Annotated in this window: 27 protein-coding genes; 7 read left to right on the top strand and 20 right to left on the bottom strand. The window is 71.3% G+C overall.

The window, feature by feature from the left end; translation table 11 throughout:
• Positions 1 to 125: 125 nt before the first annotated feature.
• The 5 genes from ACWD1U_RS19765 to ACWD1U_RS19745 all read right to left on the bottom strand — a co-directional run bounded on the left by ACWD1U_RS19765 (position 126) and on the right by ACWD1U_RS19745 (position 7018).
• Positions 126 to 2141 (bottom strand): HelD family protein, encoded by a 2016-nt coding sequence (locus ACWD1U_RS19765; RefSeq protein WP_451109096.1) that lies wholly within the window; start codon positions 2139 to 2141, stop codon positions 126 to 128.
• 41 nt (positions 2142 to 2182) lie between these two features.
• A complete protein-coding gene (locus ACWD1U_RS19760; protein ID WP_451109095.1) occupies positions 2183 to 2833 on the bottom strand; it encodes a TetR family transcriptional regulator in 651 nt (216 codons plus the stop codon).
• A gap of 9 nt (positions 2834 to 2842) precedes the next feature.
• Entirely contained in the window at positions 2843 to 5068 is a 2226-nt protein-coding gene (locus tag ACWD1U_RS19755) for a phosphotransferase (RefSeq protein WP_451109094.1), read from the bottom strand.
• 325 nt (positions 5069 to 5393) lie between these two features.
• Entirely contained in the window at positions 5394 to 6137 is a 744-nt protein-coding gene (locus tag ACWD1U_RS19750; protein WP_451109092.1) for an HAD family hydrolase, read from the bottom strand.
• The gene (locus ACWD1U_RS19745) at positions 6137 to 7018 is read right to left on the bottom strand and encodes a winged helix-turn-helix domain-containing protein (protein ID WP_451109091.1); all 882 of its coding nucleotides are present in this window, start codon (positions 7016 to 7018) and stop codon (positions 6137 to 6139) included. The genes ACWD1U_RS19750 and ACWD1U_RS19745 overlap by 1 nt, the downstream gene beginning before the upstream one ends.
• A gap of 174 nt (positions 7019 to 7192) precedes the next feature.
• On the opposite strand from ACWD1U_RS19745, the gene ACWD1U_RS19740 reads away from it, so the two are divergent.
• The gene (locus tag ACWD1U_RS19740) at positions 7193 to 7381 is read left to right on the top strand and encodes a hypothetical protein (protein WP_451109089.1); all 189 of its coding nucleotides are present in this window, start codon (positions 7193 to 7195) and stop codon (positions 7379 to 7381) included.
• 38 nt (positions 7382 to 7419) lie between these two features.
• On the opposite strand, the gene ACWD1U_RS19735 is transcribed toward ACWD1U_RS19740, so the two are convergent.
• The 3 genes from ACWD1U_RS19735 to ACWD1U_RS19725 all read right to left on the bottom strand — a co-directional run bounded on the left by ACWD1U_RS19735 (position 7420) and on the right by ACWD1U_RS19725 (position 10568).
• Entirely contained in the window at positions 7420 to 8322 is a 903-nt protein-coding gene (locus ACWD1U_RS19735) for a FadR/GntR family transcriptional regulator (protein WP_451109087.1), read from the bottom strand.
• Positions 8323 to 8595: 273 nt separating this feature from the next.
• Positions 8596 to 9858: a GNAT family N-acetyltransferase gene (locus ACWD1U_RS19730; protein WP_451109085.1), complete on the bottom strand. Its 1263-nt coding sequence runs from the start codon at positions 9856 to 9858 to the stop codon at positions 8596 to 8598.
• Between the two features lie 77 nt (positions 9859 to 9935).
• Positions 9936 to 10568, bottom strand: coding sequence for an RsiG family protein (locus ACWD1U_RS19725; RefSeq protein WP_451109083.1), 633 nt, complete (start codon positions 10566 to 10568; stop codon positions 9936 to 9938).
• A gap of 211 nt (positions 10569 to 10779) precedes the next feature.
• Between ACWD1U_RS19725 and dtd the strand changes: the two genes are divergently transcribed.
• A complete protein-coding gene (gene dtd, locus ACWD1U_RS19720) occupies positions 10780 to 11205 on the top strand; it encodes a D-aminoacyl-tRNA deacylase (RefSeq protein ID WP_388059990.1) in 426 nt (141 codons plus the stop codon).
• 19 nt (positions 11206 to 11224) lie between these two features.
• Here dtd and ygfZ read toward each other — a convergent pair whose 3' ends face one another.
• The 3 genes from ygfZ to ACWD1U_RS19705 are packed head-to-tail and all read right to left on the bottom strand — an operon-like array spanning position 11225 to position 13265.
• Positions 11225 to 12190, bottom strand: a complete 966-nt coding sequence (gene ygfZ / locus ACWD1U_RS19715) for a CAF17-like 4Fe-4S cluster assembly/insertion protein YgfZ (protein WP_451109082.1) — start codon at positions 12188 to 12190, stop codon at positions 11225 to 11227.
• Between the two features lie 10 nt (positions 12191 to 12200).
• Positions 12201 to 12638 (bottom strand): Fur family transcriptional regulator, encoded by a 438-nt coding sequence (locus ACWD1U_RS19710; RefSeq protein WP_010036186.1) that lies wholly within the window; start codon positions 12636 to 12638, stop codon positions 12201 to 12203.
• A gap of 51 nt (positions 12639 to 12689) precedes the next feature.
• Complete coding sequence (locus ACWD1U_RS19705; RefSeq protein WP_451109080.1) at positions 12690 to 13265, bottom strand: FABP family protein; 576 nt, start codon at positions 13263 to 13265, stop codon at positions 12690 to 12692.
• Positions 13266 to 13468: 203 nt separating this feature from the next.
• Between ACWD1U_RS19705 and ACWD1U_RS19700 the strand changes: the two genes are divergently transcribed.
• The gene (locus ACWD1U_RS19700; protein ID WP_451109078.1) at positions 13469 to 13831 is read left to right on the top strand and encodes a DsrE family protein; all 363 of its coding nucleotides are present in this window, start codon (positions 13469 to 13471) and stop codon (positions 13829 to 13831) included.
• Here the strand turns inward: ACWD1U_RS19700 and ACWD1U_RS19695 are convergent.
• The 9 genes from ACWD1U_RS19695 to ACWD1U_RS19655 all read right to left on the bottom strand — a co-directional run bounded on the left by ACWD1U_RS19695 (position 13825) and on the right by ACWD1U_RS19655 (position 19560).
• Positions 13825 to 14202: a VOC family protein gene (locus ACWD1U_RS19695; RefSeq protein WP_451109076.1), complete on the bottom strand. Its 378-nt coding sequence runs from the start codon at positions 14200 to 14202 to the stop codon at positions 13825 to 13827. The two genes, ACWD1U_RS19700 and ACWD1U_RS19695, sit on opposite strands and share 7 nt — an antisense overlap.
• A gap of 37 nt (positions 14203 to 14239) precedes the next feature.
• The gene (locus tag ACWD1U_RS19690) at positions 14240 to 14500 is read right to left on the bottom strand and encodes a DUF3099 domain-containing protein (protein WP_451109074.1); all 261 of its coding nucleotides are present in this window, start codon (positions 14498 to 14500) and stop codon (positions 14240 to 14242) included.
• A gap of 87 nt (positions 14501 to 14587) precedes the next feature.
• Complete coding sequence (locus tag ACWD1U_RS19685) at positions 14588 to 14875, bottom strand: DUF1416 domain-containing protein (RefSeq protein ID WP_358640276.1); 288 nt, start codon at positions 14873 to 14875, stop codon at positions 14588 to 14590.
• 42 nt (positions 14876 to 14917) lie between these two features.
• Positions 14918 to 15763, bottom strand: a complete 846-nt coding sequence (locus ACWD1U_RS19680; protein ID WP_451109072.1) for a sulfurtransferase — start codon at positions 15761 to 15763, stop codon at positions 14918 to 14920.
• Between the two features lie 140 nt (positions 15764 to 15903).
• On the bottom strand, positions 15904 to 15984 hold the full coding sequence (locus ACWD1U_RS19675) for a putative leader peptide (protein WP_350310325.1): 81 nt from the start codon (positions 15982 to 15984) through the stop codon (positions 15904 to 15906).
• A gap of 202 nt (positions 15985 to 16186) precedes the next feature.
• Complete coding sequence (locus ACWD1U_RS19670) at positions 16187 to 16927, bottom strand: LmeA family phospholipid-binding protein (RefSeq protein WP_451109071.1); 741 nt, start codon at positions 16925 to 16927, stop codon at positions 16187 to 16189.
• Positions 16928 to 17215: 288 nt separating this feature from the next.
• On the bottom strand, positions 17216 to 18355 hold the full coding sequence (locus tag ACWD1U_RS19665; protein ID WP_451109070.1) for a hypothetical protein: 1140 nt from the start codon (positions 18353 to 18355) through the stop codon (positions 17216 to 17218).
• A gap of 2 nt (positions 18356 to 18357) precedes the next feature.
• Positions 18358 to 18612, bottom strand: coding sequence for a MoaD/ThiS family protein (locus tag ACWD1U_RS19660; RefSeq protein WP_451109068.1), 255 nt, complete (start codon positions 18610 to 18612; stop codon positions 18358 to 18360).
• A 96-nt stretch (positions 18613 to 18708) separates the two neighbouring features.
• Positions 18709 to 19560, bottom strand: a complete 852-nt coding sequence (locus ACWD1U_RS19655) for an alpha/beta hydrolase (protein ID WP_451109067.1) — start codon at positions 19558 to 19560, stop codon at positions 18709 to 18711.
• A gap of 171 nt (positions 19561 to 19731) precedes the next feature.
• Between ACWD1U_RS19655 and ACWD1U_RS19650 the strand changes: the two genes are divergently transcribed.
• From ACWD1U_RS19650 to ACWD1U_RS19635, 4 genes are all read left to right on the top strand, one after another.
• Positions 19732 to 20511, top strand: a complete 780-nt coding sequence (locus ACWD1U_RS19650; RefSeq protein ID WP_451109066.1) for a response regulator transcription factor — start codon at positions 19732 to 19734, stop codon at positions 20509 to 20511.
• A gap of 128 nt (positions 20512 to 20639) precedes the next feature.
• Positions 20640 to 21662, top strand: a complete 1023-nt coding sequence (locus ACWD1U_RS19645; RefSeq protein WP_451109065.1) for a LacI family DNA-binding transcriptional regulator — start codon at positions 20640 to 20642, stop codon at positions 21660 to 21662.
• A 121-nt stretch (positions 21663 to 21783) separates the two neighbouring features.
• The gene (locus tag ACWD1U_RS19640; protein ID WP_451109062.1) at positions 21784 to 22797 is read left to right on the top strand and encodes a S1C family serine protease; all 1014 of its coding nucleotides are present in this window, start codon (positions 21784 to 21786) and stop codon (positions 22795 to 22797) included.
• Positions 22798 to 22840: 43 nt separating this feature from the next.
• Positions 22841 to 23032 carry a hypothetical protein gene (locus ACWD1U_RS19635; protein WP_451109061.1) on the top strand — a complete coding sequence of 64 codons (192 nt, stop codon included), beginning with the start codon at positions 22841 to 22843 and terminating at the stop codon, positions 23030 to 23032.
• Positions 23033 to 23117: the final 85 nt, after the last annotated feature.

Below are 23117 nucleotides of genomic sequence, written 5' to 3'. Positions count from 1 at the left end.
AGCGTCCGATCAGGTCGCGAGGCGCGGCACCAGGCCGCGCGACCCGGGCGGGCACAGGGCAAGGACCCCTGAGTGTCAGCACCCTCCGCCACGCTCACGTCTGTGACGTGGTCCGACGACCCGCCCTAGAACGGCAACGGCCTCCCCCGCACCACCTCCAGTCGCGACACCGCCCGTGTCAGCACCACGTACAGCCGGTGCAGTCCCCGTTCCTCCGCCTCGGCGATCGCCGCCGGCTCGACGGCCACGACATGGTCGTACTCGAGGCCCTTGACCACACTCGCCGGCACCAGGGAGACCCGCGCGCCGAGTTCCTCCGGGCCCGCCGCCGCGATACCGGCCGTGTCCAGTGCCGCCCGCACTCGGGGCACGTCCGCGTCCGCCGCGACGACCCCGACCGAGCCCTCCCGGCCGAGCGCGTCCCGTACGGCGTCCACGACCGCAGCGGGCACGCCGTCCACGGTGGTCTCCCGCATCCGCAACTCCCCGTCCCCGCGGAGGGAACGGGCCGCCGGGACCTCCACGTCCAGCCGTTCCAGCAGCCGGTTGGCGAGCTCCACCACCGCCTTCGGCACACGGAACCCGTTGGTCAGCTCGACCACGACCGCGTCCGGTCTCCCCAGGTGCGCGAGGACCGTACGCCACGACCGCGCCGCCCACGGCGTCGTCCCCTGCGCCAGATCGCCCAGCACCGTCAGCGAGCCGAAGGGGGCCCGGCGGGCGATGGCCCGGCACTCCATCGGGGACAGGTCCTGCGCCTCGTCGACGACGACATGCCCGTACCCCTCCGGATGCTCGATCAGCCCGGCCACCTCGTCGAGCAGCACCAGATCGGCGGCCGACCACCGGGCCGACTTCCACGACCGGGGCGGCTCGCGCCACAGCAGCGCCCGCTGCTCACCGGCATCGAGCAGTCCCTCGGCGGCGCTCGCCAACGCCCCCGGGTCGCCGAGCAGTCCCGCCACCACCTCCTCGGGCCGCACCCGTGGCCAGACGGCGTCGACGTACGCGGACACGGGTCGCGCCCGTTCGACCCGGCGCACCCAGGCGCTGGTGGGCGGACCGGCCCGCCGCTCGGCCTGCTCGCGCAGGCCGCGCACGATCCGCGCCCGTACCCGCTCCCGCCCCACCCCGTACGGCGGCTCCTCCTCCCGGACTCCGGCCACGATCCGCGCCAGTTCCGCCTCCGGCACGCGCCACCGGTACGACCCGTCGGGCACGGCCAGCGAGCCGGCCCCCTCGGGGCGCACGCGCGCGTACAGCGCCCGCCGCAGCACCTCGGCCATCCGGGCGTCGTGCTTGACGACGGCGGCCCGCTCGTCGTCGGCACCCCGGACCGGGCAGCGCGCGATCTCCTCCCCCAGCGTCGACTGCCGCACCCCGGTCTCGCCGAGGGCGGGCAGGACCTCGGCGATGTACGACAGGAAGGTGCGGTTGGGCCCGAGGATCAGCAGGCCGCCGCGCCGGATGCGCTGCGGGTGGGTGTAGAGCAGATACGCGGCCCGGTGCAGGCCGACGGCGGTCTTGCCGGTGCCGGGCGCGCCCTGCACGCACACCGACACCGCCAGGTCCCCGCGTACGAGGTCGTCCTGCTCGGGCTGGATGGTCGCGGCGATGTCCCGCATCGGCCCGACGCGGGGCCGTTCGATCTCCCGGGCGACGATCGCGCTGGTCCGGGTGTCCCCCTGCTCCAGGTGCTCGTCCTCCAGCCCGGTGAGGTCGCCGGAGTCGCCCCGGCTGCCGGGCGCCCAGCCGAACCTCCGGCGCACGGCGACGTCCCGCGGGTCACGGGCCGAGGCCTGGTAGAAGGCACGCGAGACGGGTGCCCGCCAGTCGACGACGAGGGGCGGTTCGGCCGGATGCTCGGAGATCCGCAGCCGCCCGATGTGCAACTGCCCGTCCACGCCCCGCAGGGCCCCGAAGAACAACGGCCCCTCGGGCAGCTCCCGCAGCGCCTTGTCCCGGCTGCGCAACCGGTACCCGAGGACTTCGGCATCGGCCCCGGACGCGGAGACGTCCTCCCCGATGACGACCTGCTCACCGGCGCCCTCGACCATGGCGGCGAGGGCGGCCCGGCAGCGCTCGTGATGGGCGCGTTCCTGGTCGAGGACGTGCTGGAGGGCGGGCTCGGTCGAGGTCATGCGACCGAGCGTACGCCAAAAAGGTAACCGAGTTAAATTTATTACCGAGTCACGCCAGGTCGACCGCTCCTGAGGTGCGGCGGCATTCCACCGGCCAGCCGTCCGAACGCCCGCTCCGCCGCGGCCACCGCGTCCGGCCGCACGTCCGCCACCCGCTGCCCGGCCGCGATCCGCCGCCAGTTCTCCAGCGCGAGCACCCGCAGCACGGCCATGATCTGCCCGGCGGCGAGCCGTGCGTCCAGGTCACCCCCGAGCACCTCGGCGAGCGCGGCCTCCGACCGCTGCTGATGCGTGTGGGCCCGGGCGACCAGGGCGGGCGTCCCGTAGAGCAGCGCGTGAAAGGCGAGCACGCCCGGGTGGTCGTTGAGCCCGGTCACCGGGTCCCCCCGCTCCAGACCCTCCAGGAAGTGCCGCCGCAACGCCTCCACGGGCGGTTCCTCCGCCTCCGCCACCACCCGCGCGGCCTCCCCCTCGTGGTCGGCGATCCGGTGCAGCACCAGATCCTCCTTGGCCGGGAAGTACCGGAACAGCGTCGGCTTGGAGATCTCCGCCGCAGCGGCCACCTCGGCGACGGACACCGCGTCGAACCCCTTCTCCATGAAGAGCCGGATGGCGATGTCCGACACCACTTGGTACATCCGCTGCTTCTTGCGCTCACGCAGGCCGGGCCCGTTCGTGTCCGTCTCCCTCATGCGGCGAGCCTACGCAGAGCGGGGGAGGACGGAAGCGGCCCGGGGCAGGGCCAGGGCCCGGGTGAGATGCGGATTCGCCGCGGAACGGACCGGGAGACCGAGCGAGCCCGTGGCGACCGCCAGCGTCACCGCGTAGGAGTCCACGGCCCGCCGGACGTTCGGGGCGTCCAGGCCGGCGCCGGTCACGATGCGGTCCAGGTCGACGTAGGCGGAGCGCACGATCTCCAGCCGGCGGTACACCCGCCAGTCCTGGTGCCAGTAGCGGGTGTACTCGGCGGGCAGCCGGCGCTCCCAGCGGCGGAACATACGGTCCCGGATCTCCGGCCGCGTGGGCGTGAGGTGCATGTGCCGGACGAGGTCGTAGAGGGGGTCGCCGACCACGGCCATCTCCCAGTCGATGATGGTCACGGCCAGGTGGTCGTCGCGGCGGACGAGGTTCCAGGGGTTCAGGTCGCCGTGCAGCAGGGCGGGCTTCCGGTGGCTCACCTCGTGCCGGTCGAGGATCAGCCGCAACCGGTCCGCGTCGGGCAGTCCCAGATGCCGGGCCAGTTGCTGCGACTCCCTCGGCAGGTCCCGTACGAGGGAGATGAGCTGGTCCCGCAGCCAGCGGTGGAACGCGCCCTCACCAGCGGTCGGGTCGACCTGCTCGTACCTGACGTCCGTCAGGGCGCACAGCTGGTCCACCAGAGCGTCCGCCTCGTGCGGCAGCAGGCCGTGGACGGGGTGCTCGGGGGGCCGGTCGACGTCCCGCGGTCCGACGTACGTGTGGATGGCGATGGTGTCGCTCTGGAAGGTCTCGCCCAGTGCGAGCACCCTCGGCGCCGCCACCTCGACGGACGATTCCTCGATCGCGCGCAGCACGGCGTGCTCGCTGAGGAAGCCGCGCTCCCGCCGGCACACCTCGGGCAGCTTCCGCCGTACGACCACGGGAGAGCCGGCGCCCGGCACCTGCACCACGGTGTTCAGGTGTGCGGTCCCCTTGAACACCCTGCCCGCCGGGGCGGCTCCCTCGGCCAGCAGGGCCTCCCGGATCGCGGCGGGCGGGAAGTCGGAGCGCTCCGGAACACGCCGGTCGGGCCGCCACTCGAAGGCGTCGGCGATCCAGGCCCGGCCGCTGATGTCACCGTTCATACGGGACACCAGCCACCGGAAGAGGGCCCGCCGGATCTCGCCCTCGCGCGGCACGCTGACGAGCCGCAGTGGTTCCGCCGCGGTGTCGAGGGCCCGCCGCACCTCGGCCGCCGCCTCGTCCAGGCTCGTCTGCGTGAACGATTCCTCCAGGGACCGGGCGGCCCGCATCACGTCCGGGAAGACCGACTGGGCCCGTTCGAAGGCCAGGTAGTACCGCAGATCCTTGGCCAGGCCGTTGACGGCGGCCGGACGGACCTCCTGCATGGCCTCGGCCCACGCGTCGACCACCTCGGCCCACTGGTGCGCCGGGTACCGCATGCGGACGAGGTGCGTCGCGAGGTCGTGCAACGGGTCGCCGTACGTCGCCAGCTCCCAGTCGACGCAGACGAGGGGCGGGTCGCCCGCGTACGGCACGATCACGTTGTCGCGGTGCAGGTCGGAGTGGAGCAGGCTGTACGGCCGCCGTGCCATGGCGGGGACCCGCCCGGCCAGTTCGGCGAGCGCGTCCTCGGGAATTCCCAGCGCGGCGAACAACCCGCCGAAAGAAACCCGGTTGGGCTGCCTGATCTGCTGGTCGGCCAGCCTGCCCAGCGTCCGCAGGAAGCCCCGGCTGTCCATGTCGTTGCGGGGCCAGCCGCGGGGCAGGGCGGGCAGGGCACCACGCCGCACCTGGGCCGTCCGGGCGAGCAGACCGGCCAGCGCCTTGATGAGCAGGGAGTCGACGGGCTTGCCGTTGTCGCAGACGCTGGAGAGGGGCACGCCCTCCACATGGCTGTGGATCGCGAAGTCGTCCCGCTCGACCAGACACTCCGGCGCGTGCGGCAGGACCCCTCGGACGGCGTCGAGGATCTCCCCCTCGTTCTGCCAGGTCCGGATGACCACGCGCAGCGCGTCCGGACGCCGGATCCGGACGGTCACGGGCGTCCCCGCCTCCCGGCCGAGCAGCCGTGCCATGCCCTCCGTCAGCGGAAGGACGTAGTTCCGGTTGTGGTGGCCGCTGGTCTCCTGACCCAGCTCGGCGGCCATTTTCACGAAGGCCCGGCAGGCGGCGTCGTGCGCGGCGCGTTCCCCGAGAAGTGGACGGGGAAGAGGGGGTGCGCCCACGGGCCGCTCCGGAAGTGCGAGAAGGGAGGACGGTATGGCAAACGGTAGGTTCGCGGCCGACACCGCGCATGGCGGAGTGAGCCATCACGGGTGGGTGACACCCATCTGCATGAGACTGCGCGAACTCGTTCGTCGGCCGGCCGGTTGACCTCTTGCCATACGGTCGAGGACGAGCGCGTGACTCATCGCTGCGCGGTGCCGGAATGCTACACCCGGACGTCCCGTGGTCCCCTCACGCCTCCCCGGCACGTTTTCGCTGCTCACGGCGGTCCGGGTCACCGTCCAGCAGCCCCTCGACCCTTTTGGTCGCAGACCGGGGGCTCGCTCACCCGCGCAGCAGCGCCAGCAGCGGCTCCAGGGACTCGATGACCGTGTCCGCCCCGGCCGCCTTCAGGAGCTTGGCCTTGTCCTCGTCACGCGCGTAGCCCAGGAACGGCACTCCCGCGTGCCTCGCCGCCTCGTGGTCGGAGGGCGTGTCGCCGATCATCAGGGCATCGGCCGGAGCGGCGCCCATCGCGCTCAGTGCCTTGGTCAGGCAGTACGGATCCGGCTTCAGGTGACGCAGTTCCCGGGTCCGGCCGTAGAGGTGGGGCGCGAAGCAGTCGACGAGGCCGCGGCCGGCGAGGTACTTGCGGGCCGCGCGGGGCGAGTTGTTCGTGGTGATCGCCGGTCGGGCCCCCACCGCCGTCCATGTGCGGATCAGCGGGTCCGCGTACGCGGTCGGCATGGCCGAGGACGCGGCCCGCAGTTCCTCCTGGGTGAGGCGTTCCTCCAGTTCGGCGGCGAGGTCGCTGCCGGGATGACGGCGATCCACGGCCCGCAGGACCACCTGCGGGTCGAGGGACTCGCGCTCGGTCTCCGTGAGCAGGCCGTGCAGGCCGCGGCCCTCCAGCCAGGACACCAGGTCGTCGGCGACTCGCTCGGCCGAGTGCCCGGCGAACAGGCGGCAGATGGGTCCGTCGAAGTCCCACAGCACGACACGGGCATGTCTGATCAGATTGCGGAGTCCGTGCGGATCATTCTCGGTCTCGACCGTCACGGAACCGGTCTGCGTCGTATCAGAAGTCACTAGGAGAGTGTCAGGTCCGTGGTGATGGTTTCCCAGAGGGCGTTGAACCACTTCTGGGATTCCTCCACGAACGCCGCGTCCCGCCGGCCCGCTCGCCGAACGAAGGAGAAGAGGAGGGACTTCGAACCGAGGACGTCGTACATGTCCAGGGTCCGGCTCTCCCACTCCTCCTCGCGTCTGGTCAGCATGTAGTAACCCATCAGCGCCTCCTCCTCGTTGAGGAGGTACAGCTTCACCGGCGGGGTGAAGGGCAGCGCGCGGAAGCGGACCCGGACGTCCATGCCGTGGGTGGAGCGCAGGGCCAGCAGGTTGTGCTGAAGGACCTGGCCCTGGGCGTTGCGCATGGTCAGCCAGCGCTGGTGGACCGGGTTGTCGTCGCCGTGGGCCTCGACCGGGACCGGGAAGGCCAGTTCGATGTCCCGCGAGGGGACCAGGATGCGGACGTCGATCGACTCGGGGCGGATACGGCCCTCGTGGATCAGCCGAAGCGGCTCGCCGAGGGCGACCATCAGCGTCTCCGCGGTGTGGCAGACGACATCGACGCGGACGGTCTTCGCCGAGAACGCATCGGTCAGCCGTGGCGCCAGTCCGACCATGGTCGGCTGGGGCTCGCCCCGGGCCGGAGCCGGTGCGGCGATCCTCGGCGGGCTGCCCTTGCTGACGTCGGTGAGAAGACCGTCCTCCTGGAGTGCCCGCAGGGCCTGGCGGACGGCGCCGCGTTCCACGCCGAACTCCTCGGCGAGTTCGGCCTGGGTGGGCAGGCGGTCGCCCGCCTTGAGCTCACCGGCACGGATGCGTTCCCGCAGGATGTCGGCGATTTCCTGGGGCGAGGCCCTTCTGCTGCTGCCGTTCACTGCCACGTTCTCCCGGGTCACGACCAAACGCTACAACTCTGCCTCATCTGGCGGGAGTTGTTTGAAAGTTGTTTATGAGTAGGGGCCAAGTGGGGACAACTTAATCGAAGTTGGTTGCCAACTTCATGGAGTTGGCGGAAGTTCTGCTTCCGAAGTTCGTCCCTCGCCCTCCCGCCCAGGTAGCCCGAAGGGGGAAAGACCATGCCTGCCCTCGCCCTTCTCTCCGCGTTCCTCGTCGTCGCCTTCGAGCAGTTCGTCCAGTGGAAGTACGGTCCGGCCGGCATCGTCGGCCTGCTCCTGCTCACCGTGGGGATCAAGGCCAAGAGCCCGGCGGTCAGCTCCGCGGGAGCCGTCGTGCTCGCGCTGCTGATGACGGCACCCGCCCGATGAGTCACAGCGGCGCCCCCGACAGACCACCGCGGGAGACGTCAGCTCGTGAGCACCAGCTCCGAACTGATCGTCTCCCACAGTGCGTTGAACCACAGGTGTGACTGCTCCACGAACGTCGTGTCGCGCAGGCCGGGGCCCTGCTGGAAGGAGAACAGCATCGACCGGGTGCCCTGCACGTCGTACATCTCCAGGTGCTCGTGGTCGATCTCGGCTTCCCGGCGCGCCAGCGTGTAGTACGCGAACAGCGCCTCCGTGCCGTTGAGCAGGTACAGCTTCACCGGCGGCGTGAAGGGCAGCGCGCGGAACCTGACGCGGACGTCGATGCCGTGGGTGGAGCGCAAGGCCAGCAGGTTGTGCTGAAGGACCTGCCCCTGGGCATTGCGCATGGCCAGCCACCGCTCGTGCACCCAGTCGTCACCGCGCACCTCGACCGGCACCGGGAAGGCGAGGTCGATGTCCCGGCTCGGCAGCAGCACCCGGACGTCGACCTTGGCCGGTTTCAGCCGCCCCGCGTGAATGTGCCGCAGCGGCTCACCGATGGCGAGCGTCAGGGAGACGGAGGTCAGGCAGACGGCGTCGATCTCGACGTGCTCGGCCGCGAAAGCCGCCGCGATCCGGGGCGCGAGGGCCACCGTCGTGGGCAGTGGCGGGGCTTCGGGGCCGGTCAGCGCCCTGACGGGGTCGGGGGCCACGGTCGCCGGGCTGCCCTTGGAAACGTTGGTGAGCAACTGCTCGGACTGCAGGGTGCGCAGCGCCTGGCGCACCGTACCGCGCTCGACCCCGAACTCCTGGGCCAGCTGGGCCTGGGTGGGCATGCGTTCACCCGGCCGCAGCGCCCCTGACCTGATCCGGGCGCGCAGTTCGTCGGCCACCTCGTGATGTGTCCTCTGTGGCCGTTGCGACCTCTTCCGTCCACTGACGGAGTCGTGTTCCGGGTCCACAACTGCACACTACAACTTCCCGCCATCTTGCGGCAGTTCAGGGAAAGGTGGTTATGAGCCGCTTCCAAGCGGAGATAAGTACAGTGAAGTTGGTCGCCAACTTCTGCGACATGGCCGTACCTTCAGGCGGTTGGCCGTCGCGACATCGCCACGGGACTCCCTTCCGGAGGGGAGCCGGGAGCCCCGCTCGGCCGGAGCAACACCGCACAACAACCACAACCGAACAGCTCGCTACGGATGCGCGTCCCTGTCCGCCGGCAGAAGGGAGCGGCTTCAGAACATGTCCGGGCACCAAGGCCGCCTGGACGTACGCAGCAGGGCGTCGGCCTTCCGGGCGGCGCCCACTCGTTCTTCCCGGACCCGCCCCAGCGCCGTCAGCCGCACCGCCGACTCGTCCCCGAGCCAGAGCGCCGCCAAGTCGCCGATTCCCAGGGTGAGTTCCGCGCTCCGAGTGGTCGGCCTGCAGGACGCCCCCTCGGGCGAGGTCTCCAGCCGGTACCGCCCGCCGGTCAGCCCGTCCACGCCGGTGACCTCCAGGACCAGCGACCCCTCCCCCTCGTACGTCCGCGCCTGCAGGGCCCGTTCGACGTCCAGGATCCGCACCCACAGCCAGTCCGACTGCGTGGTGATGCCGGCCGCCCGCGGATCGGGCAGGAAGAACGGCAGCAGGTCGTCGGGGGCCCGCCAGCCGCTCTTGACCCTCACGACCCAGTCGGTGGAGCAGAGGTAGCGCCACAGGGCACGCTCCGCGGCCGGCGTCACGCCGATCAGCCACCTCACCGTCGCCGTGTTCGACGGCTGCTTGGCATCGCCCCAGTTGTCGTCGACGTCGTAGGCCACCATGCCCTCGACCTCGCCGGACGCCGAGCGGTACACGGAGAAGAAGGGCTGCTTCCAGGAGGGGTCGGCCCGTCGGGCACCGGTGTTCCACTTCCACCACAGCTCGTCGCGGTCGATCGCGCCGGGCTGGACACGGCACAGCCGCGCGTGGAGGTCCGGACCGAGCTTGCGGACGTCCTCGCCGTCCACCAGATCGATCCGCCCGCCGTCCGCCGGGCCCGCCCAGCGCGCGTCCAGACCGGCGCGCGGCACGTCGACCGTCCACTCGGACATCCAGGTCGCGGGTCCGAAGCCGTACCGGCCGTAGATCGGGTACTCGGCGGCGATCAGCGTCGCGACGACGTCCCCGCGGTCGCTCGCGGCGGCCAGGTCCCGCGCCATCATCCGGCTGAGCAGTCCCCGGCGGCGGTGGGTGGGGTGGACGGTGACGCCCGAGACGGCGTCGGCCGCGACCCTCTCCCCGCCCACGACCGTCAGTTCCTGATCGAAGGACCGGAGGGTCGCCACGCACCGGCCGCCGTCGAAGGCGCCGAGGTAACGGCCCGGGACGAACCGCTCGCGGCGCTCCTCGACCTCCTCCTCGGACAGGGCGGGCACCCGCAGGAAGCCGGTGTTCACGGCACGCAGCCAGTCCGCGAACTCGCCTTCGGTGATGGGCCGTACGTCGATGCCGTCGGCACGTGGGGCGGAGGTCATGGGCTCACGCTAGGCGGAGGGCCGGTCGGTGTCGCGTCGATATCCGACCGGCCCCTCCCCGGGCCTCTCGGGGCGGCTCACACCAGCAGGTCGTCCACCTGCGCCTCGCCCTCGCGGTACCGGCGCGCGATCTCCGCGCTGCACTCGTCGGCCGTGCGCTGGAGCCGCCGGCGGCGCCGGGAGACCTGCTGCTCGTAGCGCACGAGCCGCCCGATCCCCGTGTTCAGCTCCAGGTCCGTGCGCGCACCCAGGTCGGAAAGCTCGACCTCGGCGAGCATCTCCGTGGCCAGCCGCCGGTACTCCTCTCCCTGCGGAATGCCCAGGGTCACGTGCCGGGCGGAGGAGCGGTGCCGGGCCGGGGCGTCCCGCAGGATCTCCGCGAGCCGCTCGACGACGGACGCGTCCGCGGGCGCTGCGACGGACGCCGGCCCCACCGGCGTACGCCGCGCCAGCTCCGCCCGCAGAATGTCGATCCGGCCCTGGAGCAGCCGCCGCAGGTAGCTGAGGTCGGCCTCGTCGCGCTGGGCCTCGCGGCGCAGCGTGCGCAGTTCGGGCATGTTCAGCGCGGTCAGATCGTGCTCGGGAGCGTCCGAGGGCAGCCGCGGGCTGTCCGTACGCTGTGTGGGCGGCCGGTGGTACTCCGACGTCCCGACCCCCATGTATGCCGGCCAAACGACCCCCGGGTGCTGCCCGGTGCCTGATGTGCTCATATGCCTCGACCGTCCCCTCGACCGGTGTGTGAATGCATGGTGCCACCCCAAGTAGCCGCTATGGGAACGAGTGCCCCCGATCGACCCCAGTTGGGCGGTTAAGCAGCAAAATACGGCCGTGCGCTGCCTGTTGGCGCCCGAGCAAACCACTCTTTCGGGCCATGCGCGGACCTCCTGCGGCGCGTATGTCACCGCCCTGCATGATGGACGTATGCGAGCTGTGGTGCAGAGGGTGGACGGCGCGAGCGTCGTCGTGGACGGCGAGACCGTGGGGGCGATCGAGGGCGAGGGGCTGTGCGTCCTCGTCGGCGTCACCCACGAGGACACCAAGGAGAAGGCGGCCCAGCTGGCCCGCAAGCTGTGGTCGGTCCGCATGCTGCACGACGAGAAGTCCTGCAGCGACATCGACGCCCCGCTGCTGGTGATCAGCCAGTTCACCCTCTACGGAGACGCCCGCAAGGGCCGCCGCCCCACCTGGAACGCCGCCGCTCCGGGCGATGTCGCCGAGCCCCTCGTGGACGAGGTGGTCGCCCGGTTGCGCTCGCTGGGCGCGACGGTGGCCACGGGCCGCTTCGGAGCGGCGATGCGTGTATCACTGACGAACGACGGCCCGTTCACCGTGCTGATCGAAATCTGACCCGAAAGGTCTACAAGTCTTACGGCTCGACGACGACTTCCTGGGCCGCGGCCGTGTCCCCCGCCACCAGCGGGGCGTCCACGGCCACGTTCCGCTTCACGAGGGCGAGGGCGACCGGGCCGAGTTCGTGGTGGCGCGCGGAGGTCGTGATGAAGCCGATCTTCCGGCCGTCGGGGCCGTCGTCCGCGAGCCGGATCTCGGTGCCGGCGGCGGGCAGGTGGACCTCGCTGCCGTCCAGGTGCAGGAAGACCAGCCGGCGCGGCGGCTTGCCCAGGTTGTGCACCCGGGCGACCGTCTCCTGGCCCCGGTAGCAGCCCTTCTGCAGATGCACCGCCGAGCCGATCCAGCCCAGCTCGTGCGGGATGGTGCGGTGGTCGGTCTCGAAACCGAGCCGGGGCCGGTGCTGCTCCACGCGCAGCGCCTCGTAGGCCAGGATCCCGGCGGGCGGCCCGGCCTGCTCGGCGTACGCCTCCAGCTCGGCGCGCGGCAGGAACAGGTCCCGGCCGTGCGGCGTCTCCCGTACGACGACGTTCTCGGGGACCTCGGCGATGGAGCCGGCCGGCAGGTGCACGACCGCGATGTCGGCCGTCCGGTCGGCGACCTCGACCCGGTAGAAGAACCTCATCGACTCCAGGTAGGCGATCAGCGCCTCCTGGGTGTCCGGCTCCACGTGCGCCCAGACCGTCTCGCCGTCGTCGACGAGGTACAGGGCGTGCTCGATGTGGCCGTTGGCGGAGAGGATCAGCGCCTCGGTGGCCCGGCCCGCCGGGAGGTCGCTGACGTGCTGGGTGAGGAGCAGGTGCAGCCACGCCAGCCGGTCGTCGCCGGTGACGGTGACGACCCCCCGGTGCGAGAGGTCCACGAATCCGGTGCCGGCGGCCAGGGCGCGCTGCTCACGGAACAGATCGCCGTAGTGGGCGGCGACGCCTTCGTCCACGCCCTCGGCGGGGACGGCGCCGGGCAGGGTCAGCAGGGGGCTCTTCATGTCCGTAAGCCTACGACTCGGTAGTTGAAGCCTTGAGCGTGCAGTCCTCGCACCGGCCGAAGATCGCGAAGTGCTTCATGTCGGTGTCGAACCCGAAGGTCTGCCGCAGCTTCGCGGTGAACTCGGCGGCCACGGACACATCCGCCTCGATCACGTTCTGGCAGTCCCGGCAGACCAGGTGGAGGTGGTGATGCCGGTCCGCGAGGTGGTACGTCGGCGCCCCGTGCCCCAGATGCGCGTGACTGACCAGGCCGAGCTCCTCCAGGAGCTCCAGCGTCCGGTACACCGTGGAAATGTTGACCCCCGACGCCGTCTTCCGCACTTCCACGAGGATGTCGTCGGGGGTCGCGTGCTCCAGGGTGTCCACGGCTTCGAGCACGAGTTGCCGCTGCGGGGTCAGCCGGTAGCCGCGCTGCCGCAGATCGCTCTTCCAGTCGGTGCTCACCACACCCAAGAGTCTAGGACGACTCGCCCCGGACCGGACGAGCAAGGCGTCCGGCTACTTGAAGAAGGCGATGCCGTCGTCCGGCATGTCGTCGGGCAGGGCCTTGGCCCAGCGCTCGACCTCCTCCGGCGTGACGACCTTCTTCAGGTGCGCCGACATGTAGGGGCGCAGCTCGACCTCGGGGGTCTGCTTCTCGCCGACCCACATCAGGTCGCTCTTGACGTAGCCGTACAGCCGCTTGCCGCCGGTGTAGGGCTGGGAGGCGGCCGTGCGGGCCACCGCGTCCGTCACGAGGTCGATCTGCGGCTTCTTGTCGGCCAGCTCGCCGTACCAGATCTCGATGACGCCGTCGTCGCGGGTCATCGTCACCTCGACCTTGCGGTCGGCGTCGACGCGCCAGTAGCCGTGCTCGGACTCCAGCGGACGGACCTTGTTGCCGTCCTTGTCCAGGACCCAGCTGTGGGACCGGTACTCCAGGAAGTCCCGGCCGTCGTGGGTGAAGGCGACCTCCTGACCGAAGTTGCACTTCTCGGAGCCGGGGAAGTCGTGCACACCGGCACCCGCCCAGTCACCGAGCAGGAAGGCGAGCGGGACGAGGTCCTTGTGGAGGTCGGACGGGATCTCGATCATCAGAACTTCCTAGACGGGGATCAGCGCTGGCCCTGGTACAGCTTCTTCACGGTCAGTCCGGCGAAGGCGAGGACGCCGACGGCGACCAGGACCAACAGGATTTCGAAGAAAAGCTCCACGGGGTGCTCCTTGAGCGGGGTGCGAATGGGTGCACAGGGCCGAGGCCAGCTTACGCGGGCGCCTTCGGCACTACGATTCCGGCTATGGCGAAGAAGCTGGTGATCAAGGTGACGGCGGGGGCGGACGCCCCCGAGCGGTGCTCCCAGGCGTTCACGGTGGCGGCGGTGGCCGTCGCGAGCGGCGTCGACGTCTCCCTGTGGCTGACCGGCGAGTCCGCCTGGTTCGCCCTCCCCGGCCGCGCCGCCGAGTTCGAGCTGCCGCACGCGGCGCCCCTTCCCGACCTGCTCGACTCGGTCCTGGCGGCCGGCCGCGTCACCCTGTGCACGCAGTGCGCGGCCCGCCGAGAGATCTCGGAGCAGGACGTCATCGAGGGCGTGCGGATCGCGGGCGCCCAGGTCTTCGTCCAGGAGGCGATGGCGGACGAGGCCCAGGCGCTCGTCTACTGAGACGGCTCCGTGTAGAGGCAGAACGGATGGCCCGCCGGGTCCAGGAGCACCCGGACACCGGCCTGCGGCTGGAACCCCGCCAGACGCGCCCCCTCGGCGATAGCCCTCGCGGTCTCCCGCTCCAGGTCGTCGACCTCGATGTCGAGGTGGACCATCATCTGCTGCCGGTCCGGGCCGCTCGGCCAGCGGGGCGGCACATAGGCGGGCTCGGTCTGGAAGGACAGCCCCGTACCGCCGTCGGGCGGCCGGATGTGCACCCAGTCCGGGCCGTCCTCGCCCCGCCAGACGCCCCAGCCGGGCAACAGCCGCAGATAGAAGCCCGCCAGCTCCCGGGCGTTCGGCGCGTCCAGAACCGCCGCTGTCAGTCTCATGGGACCGGGATACCCGGCGCGGGCGAGAAGACGCCCTTCATCGCGGCCGCTTCTTGCCGTCCAGCTCGTCCCACCACTCGTCGGACTGCGGGTCCCCGGACGGGTCGTCCCACCAGCGGTCGTCCGGCCCCCGCCGGTTCGCGACCATCGCGGCGACGGGCGGGATCACCATGGCCACCACACACATGCCCACGGCCACCGGCATCGACCACAGCCTCACGACACCCCAGGCCAGAACGAAGAGGGCGATGCAGCCGCCCATCATCGCGAAGTACGTCCGCCGCCGTCGTGCGTACATACACCCAGCGTAGATCCGGGTATGCCGAAGGGGCCGCACCCCAGGCGTCCAACCCGTGGGGTGCGGCCCCTCTTGGCGCTATCGCCGTCAGACGGCGATGGCGACCTCCGCCAGGCCGCCCTTCTGGGCGACGACCGTGCGGTCGGCGGTGGCGCCGGGCACGAGGGCGCGGACGGTCCAGGTGCCCTCGGCCGCGTAGAAGCGGAACTGTCCGGTCGCCGAGGTCGGCACCTCGGCCGTGAACTCGCCGGTCGAGTCCAGCAGACGGACGTAGCCGACCACGGGCTCGCCGTCCCTGGTCACCTGGCCCTGGATCGTGGTCTCACCGGGCTTGATCGTCGAGGCGTCGGGGCCGCCGGCCTTCGCACCGCACATGTCGTACTCCTGAAGAGGTCTGGAAAGGTCGGTCGGGGTTGCTTACTTGTTGGCGCCGAGCTCGATCGGCACGCCCACCAGGGAGCCGTACTCGGTCCAGGAGCCGTCGTAGTTCTTGACGTTCTCCACACCGAGCAGCTCGTGCAGCACGAACCAGGTCAGCGCGGAGCGCTCACCGATGCGGCAGTAGGCGATGGTGTCCTTGGCCAGGTCGACGCTCTCCTCCTCGTAGAGGGCCTTGAGCTCCTCGTCCGACTTGAAGGTGCCGTCGTCGTTGGCGTTCTTGGACCACGGGATGTTGCGGGCGCTCGGCACGTGGCCGGGGCGCTGGGACTGCTCCTGCGGCAGGTGGGCCGGGGCGAGCAGCTTGCCGGAGAACTCGTCGGGCGAGCGCACGTCGACCAGGTTCTGCGCACCGATGGCCGCGACGACGTCGTCCCGGAAGGCACGGATGGACGTGTCCTGGGCCTTGGCCTTGTAGTCCGTCTTCGGACGCTCGGGCACCTCGTCGCCGACGACCAGCTCGCGGGCGTCGAGCTCCCACTTCTTGCGGCCGCCGTCGAGAAGCTTGACGTTCTCGTGGCCGTACAGCTTGAAGTACCAGTACGCGTACGAGGCGAACCAGTTGTTGTTGCCGCCGTAGAGGACCACGGTGTGGTCGTTGCCGATCCCCTTGTCGGACAGGAGCTTCTCGAAGCCCTCCTGGTCGACGAAGTCACGGCGGACCGGGTCCTGCAGGTCCTTGGTCCAGTCGATCCGGATGGCGTTCTTGATGTGGTTCTTCTCGTAGGCGGACGTGTCCTCGTCCACCTCGACGATGGCGATGGTCGGGTCGTCCAGGTGCTCCTGGAGCCAATCGGCGTCGACCAGGACGTCGCTGCGGCTCATGCTCTTTCTCCTCCGGGGCAGTTGCGGCGGGGCGTGCGAGGTCTGCAGGGCGCGCGGCCCATGACGGGGGCGGCGCACGGGTGCCCTTGATGCAGGGCGGCGGGGATGCGCGCGCCGGCGCTGCGGGCCGACGCGGTCGCTCAGAAGGTGCGACAGAGCATGGCGGCGACGCGGCACAGGTCTACTGCCCGCCGCTTCGTGAGATCCGCCTGTCGCTTCATGCCGTCGATCGTAGGGACGGCAGGGCGGACGTGTCACCGGTGTGTCGCATAGTGAGACAGGATGATCCGCAATATGGGATCAGCGGCGCGTCAGGACACCCGCGGCAAGCCCTCCGGCCGACTGTGTCCCCGTCACCTCTACGCTGCGGACATCGCCGTCTCGCCTACCGGACAGCGCCGGTCGGGTCCGCCGTGCGCGTTCCTACCCGGCGAGCCGGACGTCGGAACCCTTCACGGTGACCTCGACGCCGTTCGGGGCGGCCTGGACCTTGTCCAGCCGGATGCCGCCGGGGAGGCCGTCGATCTTCTGCTGGAAGTCGGTGACGGAGCGGACCCGGTTCTCGGCGAGGTCGACACCGGCGAACTTGGGCAGGCCGTCGGCCTTCACCCGCACGGTGTCGCCGTCGACCACCGTCACCGTGCTGAGCACGGAGACCGGCTCGGGCAGCTTGGTGCCGAGGACGGTGGCCTCGACGGTGACCTTGATCTTGCCGTTGCCGCCGTCGGAGAGGCCGACGACGTTGGCGGTCACGCCCGGGGCGACCTGGGTGGGCTCGGACTTCGCGGTCTTCAGCAGCTCGTCGTAGGCGATGGCCGCCGTGCCGGTGGCGCTGGTGGCGGTGGCGGAGCTGTAGTCGCCGGAGAACTCGACGCCCTTCATGTCGGCCTGGAGGTCGTCGATACGGATCTTCTGGTCGCCGTTGCCCGCGGCCGCCTCGAAGTCCTTGATGCCGACCTCGATGTCGTCGAGGGAGCCGCCGGCGACCTGGGTGAGGAACGGGAAGCCCTTGATCGACACGTCGGGGGTGGCCGAGAGGTTCTCCGTCGCCTTCAGGCGGTCGGCGGCCTCGCCCTCGGCGAAGTTGACCGCGACCCGGTCGGCGATCACGAAGAGTCCGCCCAGGACCACGACGAAGATCAGCAGTATTCGCAGTGCGCGCATGCGGTGTATCCCCCACCTAGGCGGTTGTGACGGCGTCCCTCGACGACCGGGTGGCCGTCCCTTGCGTGAGGGTAACTCCGTGCCGGGTGGGGATCGGGAGTTTGTCGATCATCTGTGACAGGTGCGGCTGCTCGGCGAGGGCCTGGCCGGGGCAGCGGCCGGGGCGGCTACGGCATCTGCCGCGACGCACCAGCGGCCGCCGGCCCATCACCCGGCGAGAAGGCGCGAGCGCGCGCCCCCGCCGAACCGGCCACATTCCGCCGCGGGCACCCTGGCTGGGCAGTACAGCTAGACCAGCGCCCGCCCCAGGACGTAGACCACCGGCGCGGCAGCCGCCAGTGGCAGGGCGACGCCCGCTGTGAAGTGGACGAAGCGGGACGGGTAGTCGTAGCTCGCGACCCGGTGGCCGATCAGCGCGCACACCGCCGCGCCCGCGCCCAGCAGGGCGCCCGGCGTGCCCAGGCCCGTCAGCGCCCCGGCCGCGGCGCCACCGCCCGCCGCGGCGAGCAGCGCCACGACCACCGACACCGGTGTCGGCAGCGGCACGGCACGCGCCAGGACCGCGACCGCCACGGCCACCGCGCCCACCGTCACCGCGTCCGTGCCGGCCGCGAGGTACCCGCCCGCCACGATCGCCAGCGCCGATGCGGCGACCGTCGCCGTCAGGCCGTACATCCGCTCGTCGGGATCCGCGTGCGACCGCAGCTGCAGCACCAGCGCGAGCAGCACCCACACCCCCAGCGTCCCCAGGATCGCCGCGGGCGAGCGGTCCGACGCGAGCAGCGCGGCATCCGCGGCCAGCGCCCCGGCGAAACCCAGCGCGATGCCCTGGCGCGCCGGCCACATCCCGTTCAGCCGGAACCAGCCCGCCGCGGTGACGGCCTGGAGGACGACCAGCGGCACGAGCAGCGCGTACGTCCCGACCGCCGCCGCACCGGCCATCAGCAGCCCCAGCAGCGCGGTCAGCGCGGCCGGCTGCATCCCGGGCTCGATGATCGGCGACCGCCCCTCCGCCCGCGCCCGCTGCGCGTCCGTGACCCGCGTGTTCCCACCGACGGTGGCGGGACCGTACTCGGGAGCGGCCTCGGGGGCGTCGGCAATCTCGGCGGACGCAGGAGCAGCCGCGCGCGCCGCGTGTCCCTGCGGCGGCAGATACGCGGTCTCGGCAGCGGCCGGCGCGGACACCGGCCGCTGCGTCTGCGTCTCCCACGTCTGCCCCTGCCACTGCTGCGTGTACTGCTGCGCGGCGTAGGGATCGTCGTACCCCTGGTACCCCTGGTACCCCTGATCCCCAGGATGCCCCTGCCCGGGCCACGCCTGATCCCCCGGGTGCCCCTGCCCGGGCCACCCCTGCGGCTGCTGCCCGTAGGGGCCCTGGGGTCCCTGGGGTCCGTGCGGTTCGTGACCGTCGTACGGCTGGTCGGTCATCGTCACCCTCCTGCGAACGGCGGGAGCACCTCGACCGTGCCGCCGTCGGCCAGCCGTACCGTCTCGTGTCCGCGGGTGCCCACGGGAGCGCCGTCCACGAGGAACGAGCAGCGTCGCAGGACGCGCTCCAGTTCGCCCGGGTGCCGCTCGCGCACTCCGTCGAGCGCCTCGGCGAGCGTGGCCGCCTCGTACGGCTCCTCGGCCACCCCGGCCGCGGCCTTGGCGGCGGCCCAGTAGCGCACCGTGACCTTTGGCATCTGCTTCCTCAATCGCACAGTCGCAACGGACTCATCGAACTCGTCGGACTCACAACGGACTCACAACGGACTCACCCGACGGTGAACCCCGTCAGGCTAGCCCGCCCGGCCGGCGACCCACTCCCCGATCCGGTCCAGCAACTCGTCGCTCGCCGCGTGCTCGGCGTGCCCCATCCCGGACTCCAGCCACAGTTCGCCCTGGTCACCGGCGGCCGCGGCGAGCATGCGGGGATGGTCGACGGGAAAGTAGCCGTCGGCGTCACCGTGCACGATCAGCAGGGGCGTGGGCGCGATCCTCGGCACCGCCTCCACCGGCGAGAGCGGGACCGGATCCCAGTCGCGGTGGTGGATGCGCGTGCGGAATCCGTAGCGGCTCACCACCCGGCCCTCGGGCCGCGTCACCAGCCAGTGCAGCCGCCGCATCGGGGCGGTCCCCCGGTAGTACCAGCGGGCCGGCGCGCTCACCGACACGACCGCGCCGGTCTGCTCCGGGTGCAGCGCCGCGTGCCGCAGCACCACCGAGCCCCCCATGGAGAACCCGACCGTGCCCACGCGCGCGTGCCCGCGCTCCCGTGCCCACCGCACGGCCGCCGCCAGGTCGAGCACCTCCCGGTCCCCGACCGTCGACCGCCCGCCGGAGGCGCCGTGCCCCCGGAAGGAGAAGGTCACCACGGCCCCGTAGCGGGCGAAGGCCCGGGCCACCCGCCGCACGTGCGGCCGGTCCACGGCCCCGGTGAAGCCGTGGGCGACGACGAACACGGGGTGATCGGAAGGCGTCCGGGAAGTGTCGTACACAGCCGTCCCCGGGTCGTACACGGCATCGATCGTCACACCGTCGGACGCGCGCAGGAACGTCCTCGACGGCGTCCGCACAGGCGTTCCCGCGACCGTCTCGGAGTTCGGACGATCGGTGGAACGCGCCACATGGCCTGCCGGACCAGAGCTCATGTGGGCTATTCTGCTGGGCAGAGGACTCGGGCAGCGTAGCCCCCGGGTCCTTTTGTGCTTTCGGAAGCGTTGTATACAACGCGGGAAACCGCAGGTGTACGGGGCCTTCGGGATCGCAGAGCTGGCTGTGCCAACAAGTGTCCTCGCAGGGACCGAGGAGGAACCAGACATATGAGTTCTCTGCTGCTCCTGACCAATGCCCTCCAGCCGTCGACGGAGGTGCTCCCCGCCCTCGGCCTGCTCCTGCACAACGTGCGTGTGGCCCCCGCGGAGGGCCCCGCCCTCGTCGACACCCCCGGCGCCGACGTCATCCTCGTCGACGGCCGGCGCGACCTGCCGCAGGTGCGCAGCCTGTGCCAGCTGCTGCGCTCCACCGGGCCGGGCTGCCCGCTCGTCCTCGTCGTCACCGAGGGCGGCCTCGCCGCCGTCACCGCCGACTGGGGCATCGACGACGTCCTGCTCGACACCGCCGGACCCGCGGAGGTCGAGGCGCGGCTGCGCCTCGCCATGGGCCGGCAGCAGATCGTCAGCGACGACTCCCCGATGGAGATCCGCAACGGCGACCTGTCGGTCGACGAGGCGACGTACTCCGCCAAGCTCAAGGGCCGGGTCCTCGACCTCACCTTCAAGGAGTTCGAGCTCCTGAAGTACCTCGCGCAGCACCCCGGCCGCGTCTTCACGCGCGCCCAGCTGCTCCAAGAGGTGTGGGGCTACGACTACTTCGGCGGCACGCGCACGGTCGACGTGCACGTCCGGCGGCTGCGCGCCAAGCTCGGCCCCGAGCACGAGTCGCTGATCGGCACCGTCCGGAACGTCGGTTATCGATTCGTTACGCCGGAGAAGGTGGAGCGCGCCGCCGAGGAGGCGAAGGCCAAGGCGACCAAGGCGAAGACGGACAAGACGGACGAGTCGGCCGCCCTGGACGCCACCGAGGTCCGCGCCAAGGCGTGAAGAGGCGTATCCCGACGCCGACCCGGGCATCGCTCTCCACGACGGCGCCCGCGGACGGCGGTCGGGATATCGTACGGATCCTCCTTTACGCCCTGCCCGGCATGGGTATATCCGCGTAGACTCCGCGCGTGGCCAAGGTGACTCGGGATGATGTGGCGCGGCTGGCAGGGACTTCCACTGCCGTGGTCAGCTATGTCATCAACAACGGACCCCGGCCGGTCGCCCCGGCCACGCGCGAGCGTGTCCTCGCCGCGATCAAGGAACTGGGGTACCGACCCGACCGGGTGGCCCAGGCGATGGCGTCCCGGCGTACGGACCTCATAGGCCTGATCATCCCGGACGCGCGCCAGCCCTTCTTCGGGGAGATGGCGCACGCGGTCGAGCAGGCCGCCTCCGAGCGCGGAAAGATGGTGCTCGTCGGCAACACGGACTACGTGGGCGAGCGCGAGGTCCACTACCTGCGCGCCTTCCTGGGGATGCGGGTCTCCGGCCTGATCCTCGTCAGCCACGCGCTCAACGACCTGGCCGCCGCCGAGATCGAGGCCTGGGACGCCCGGGTCGTACTGCTGCACGAGCGGCCCGAGGCCATCGACGACGTCGCCGTCGTCACCGACGACCTGGGCGGTGCCGAGCTCGCCGTGCGGCACCTGCTGGAGCACGGCTACGAGTACGTGGCCTGCATGGGCGGCATAGCGGAGACGCCCGCGGTCGGCGACCCGGTCTCCGACCACGTCGAGGGCTGGCGCCGCGCGATGGACGACGCCGGGATCTCCACGGAGGGCCGCCTCTTCGAGGCCCTCTACAACCGCTACGACGCCTACCAGGCCGCCCTGAAGATCCTCTCCGGGCCCGACCGCCCGCCCGCGATCTTCTGCTCGACCGACGACCAGGCGATCGGCCTGCTGCGAGCGGCACGCGAACTGCGCATCGACGTCCCCGGCGAGCTGGCGGTGGCCGGCTTCGACGACATCAAGGAGGCGGCGCTGGCCGACCCGCCCCTGACGACGGTGGCCTCCGACCGCTCGGCGATGGCCCGGGCGGCGGTGGACCTCGTACTCGACGACGGCCTGCGGGTCGCGGGGGCACGGCGGGAGCGGCTGAAGGTGTTCCCCTCACGGCTGGTGGTACGGCACTCCTGCGGCTGCGCGTAACTGCCGCCCAAGGTCCCTTCCGCTCCTCCCGAGGTGTCCTTATATCGGGCATACGAGGTTCTGTCGGGCTTCTCAGCAAGCACTCAGGAAGCTCTCATGGTCGGGCGACAAGCTCGATGCCATGACCGAGAGCTTCCACCGCAGTGGCGAGTACCAGAACCCTTACGAGGGTCAGCAGCAGGCCCCGGTGAACCCCGAGTGGCCGCCCCCGCCGGCGTACGCCCCGGCGCATGCTCCGAAGAAGCGCACCCGTGGCCCCGTCGCCCTGCTCGCCGCCGTGGCGATCGTGGCAGCGGCGATAGGCGGCGGCACCGCCTACGGCATCCAGGAGCTGACCGGCCACGACGCCGTCGCCTCCAGCTCCACCAGCACCACCGTGGTGCCGTCCAGCCAGAAGGGCACGGTCGCCGGGGTCGCGAAGGCGGTCAGCCCCAGCATCGTCGAGATCAACGCCGCCTCCAACGCAGGGTCCTCCACCGGCTCCGGCGTGATCATCACGAGCGGCGGCGAGATCATCACCAACAACCACGTCATCGCCGGCGCCTCGCAGATCAAGGTGACGACCGACGACGGCAAGACGTACTCGGCCAAGGTCGTCGGCACCGACAGCAAGAAGGACCTCGCGCTGATCAAGCTGGAGAACGCCTCCGGTATGAAGGCGGCGACGCTCGGCGACTCGGCCGGGGTGCAGGTCGGCGACCAGGTCGTGGCGATCGGCTCCCCCGAGGGGCTGTCCGGCACCGTCACCAGCGGCATCATCTCCGCTCTCGACCGTGACGTCACGGTCCCGACGGAGGAGAACCAGGGCCAGGGCCAGGATCAGCAGCAGTGGGGCCAGGGTCAGGGCGACCAGTGGCCCTTCGAGTTCGGCGGTCGGCAGTTCAACGGCGACACCGGCAACAACACCACCACGTACAAGGCGCTCCAGACCGACGCGTCCCTCAACCCGGGCAACTCCGGCGGCGCCCTGATCGACATGAACGGCAACATCGTCGGCATCAACTCCGCGATGTACTCGCCGACCGGCCAGGCCTCCTCGTCCTCCGACGCGGGCAGTGTCGGCCTGGGCTTCGCCATCCCGATCAACACGGTCAAGGCCGACCTCGCGAAGCTGCGGGCCGGTTCGACCGACTGAGTCCTTCCGCGATCGAGTTTCACCGAGTTCCGAGGAGAGGGCGATGATCCAGCAGGTTGCGCACGCGGAGCCGGGTGCGGACCCGGCGGGAGTCGGGACGGCGCTGGCGGTGGCGTACGAACTGCACCCGCCGGCACGACGGGCACCGGAGGTGGCTCCGGCCGCCGCGGCCGGAGCCGCCGAGCGGGCCGCCGGCCGGCGCCGGTCCGCGCGTCGGAGCACCTCAGGGGGCTGACGCCGCTCCTCCCGGCCCGCCCCGCCGACATGCGAGGCTGAGAGCATCAGAACACCCCGACCGTCCCTTCACCCCCGAGGACCCC

This window comes from Streptomyces sp. NPDC002788, from assembly GCF_053592115.1.
The sequence above is the reverse complement of the archived record's forward strand: the minus strand, read 5'-3'. Positions and strand labels throughout refer to the sequence as shown.

Bases quoted from the DNA above. Each gene is read 5' to 3' on its own strand.
- ACWD1U_RS19675 (WP_350310325.1), bottom strand. From the start codon at position 15,984: ATGAAGCGACAGGCGGATCTCACGAAGCGGCGGGCAGTAGACCTGTGC.
- ACWD1U_RS19640 (WP_451109062.1), top strand. From the start codon at position 21,784: ATGACCGAGAGCTTCCACCGCAGTGGCGAGTACCAGAACCCTTACGAG.
- ACWD1U_RS19765 (WP_451109096.1), bottom strand. From the start codon at position 2,141: ATGACCTCGACCGAGCCCGCCCTCCAGCACGTCCTCGACCAGGAACGC.
- dtd (WP_388059990.1), top strand. From the start codon at position 10,780: ATGCGAGCTGTGGTGCAGAGGGTGGACGGCGCGAGCGTCGTCGTGGAC.
- ACWD1U_RS19650 (WP_451109066.1), top strand. From the start codon at position 19,732: ATGAGTTCTCTGCTGCTCCTGACCAATGCCCTCCAGCCGTCGACGGAG.
- ACWD1U_RS19685 (WP_358640276.1), bottom strand. From the start codon at position 14,875: ATGTGCGGTGCGAAGGCCGGCGGCCCCGACGCCTCGACGATCAAGCCC.
- ACWD1U_RS19635 (WP_451109061.1), top strand. From the start codon at position 22,841: ATGATCCAGCAGGTTGCGCACGCGGAGCCGGGTGCGGACCCGGCGGGA.
- ACWD1U_RS19695 (WP_451109076.1), bottom strand. From the start codon at position 14,202: ATGAGACTGACAGCGGCGGTTCTGGACGCGCCGAACGCCCGGGAGCTG.
- ACWD1U_RS19665 (WP_451109070.1), bottom strand. From the start codon at position 18,355: ATGACCGACCAGCCGTACGACGGTCACGAACCGCACGGACCCCAGGGA.
- ACWD1U_RS19740 (WP_451109089.1), top strand. From the start codon at position 7,193: ATGCCTGCCCTCGCCCTTCTCTCCGCGTTCCTCGTCGTCGCCTTCGAG.
- ACWD1U_RS19660 (WP_451109068.1), bottom strand. From the start codon at position 18,612: ATGCCAAAGGTCACGGTGCGCTACTGGGCCGCCGCCAAGGCCGCGGCC.
- ygfZ (WP_451109082.1), bottom strand. From the start codon at position 12,190: ATGAAGAGCCCCCTGCTGACCCTGCCCGGCGCCGTCCCCGCCGAGGGC.
- ACWD1U_RS19725 (WP_451109083.1), bottom strand. From the start codon at position 10,568: ATGAGCACATCAGGCACCGGGCAGCACCCGGGGGTCGTTTGGCCGGCA.
- ACWD1U_RS19655 (WP_451109067.1), bottom strand. From the start codon at position 19,560: ATGAGCTCTGGTCCGGCAGGCCATGTGGCGCGTTCCACCGATCGTCCG.
- ACWD1U_RS19670 (WP_451109071.1), bottom strand. From the start codon at position 16,927: ATGCGCGCACTGCGAATACTGCTGATCTTCGTCGTGGTCCTGGGCGGA.
- ACWD1U_RS19730 (WP_451109085.1), bottom strand. From the start codon at position 9,858: ATGACCTCCGCCCCACGTGCCGACGGCATCGACGTACGGCCCATCACC.
- ACWD1U_RS19760 (WP_451109095.1), bottom strand. From the start codon at position 2,833: ATGAGGGAGACGGACACGAACGGGCCCGGCCTGCGTGAGCGCAAGAAG.
- ACWD1U_RS19700 (WP_451109078.1), top strand. From the start codon at position 13,469: ATGGCGAAGAAGCTGGTGATCAAGGTGACGGCGGGGGCGGACGCCCCC.
- ACWD1U_RS19690 (WP_451109074.1), bottom strand. From the start codon at position 14,500: ATGTACGCACGACGGCGGCGGACGTACTTCGCGATGATGGGCGGCTGC.
- ACWD1U_RS19705 (WP_451109080.1), bottom strand. From the start codon at position 13,265: ATGATCGAGATCCCGTCCGACCTCCACAAGGACCTCGTCCCGCTCGCC.
- ACWD1U_RS19680 (WP_451109072.1), bottom strand. From the start codon at position 15,763: ATGAGCCGCAGCGACGTCCTGGTCGACGCCGATTGGCTCCAGGAGCAC.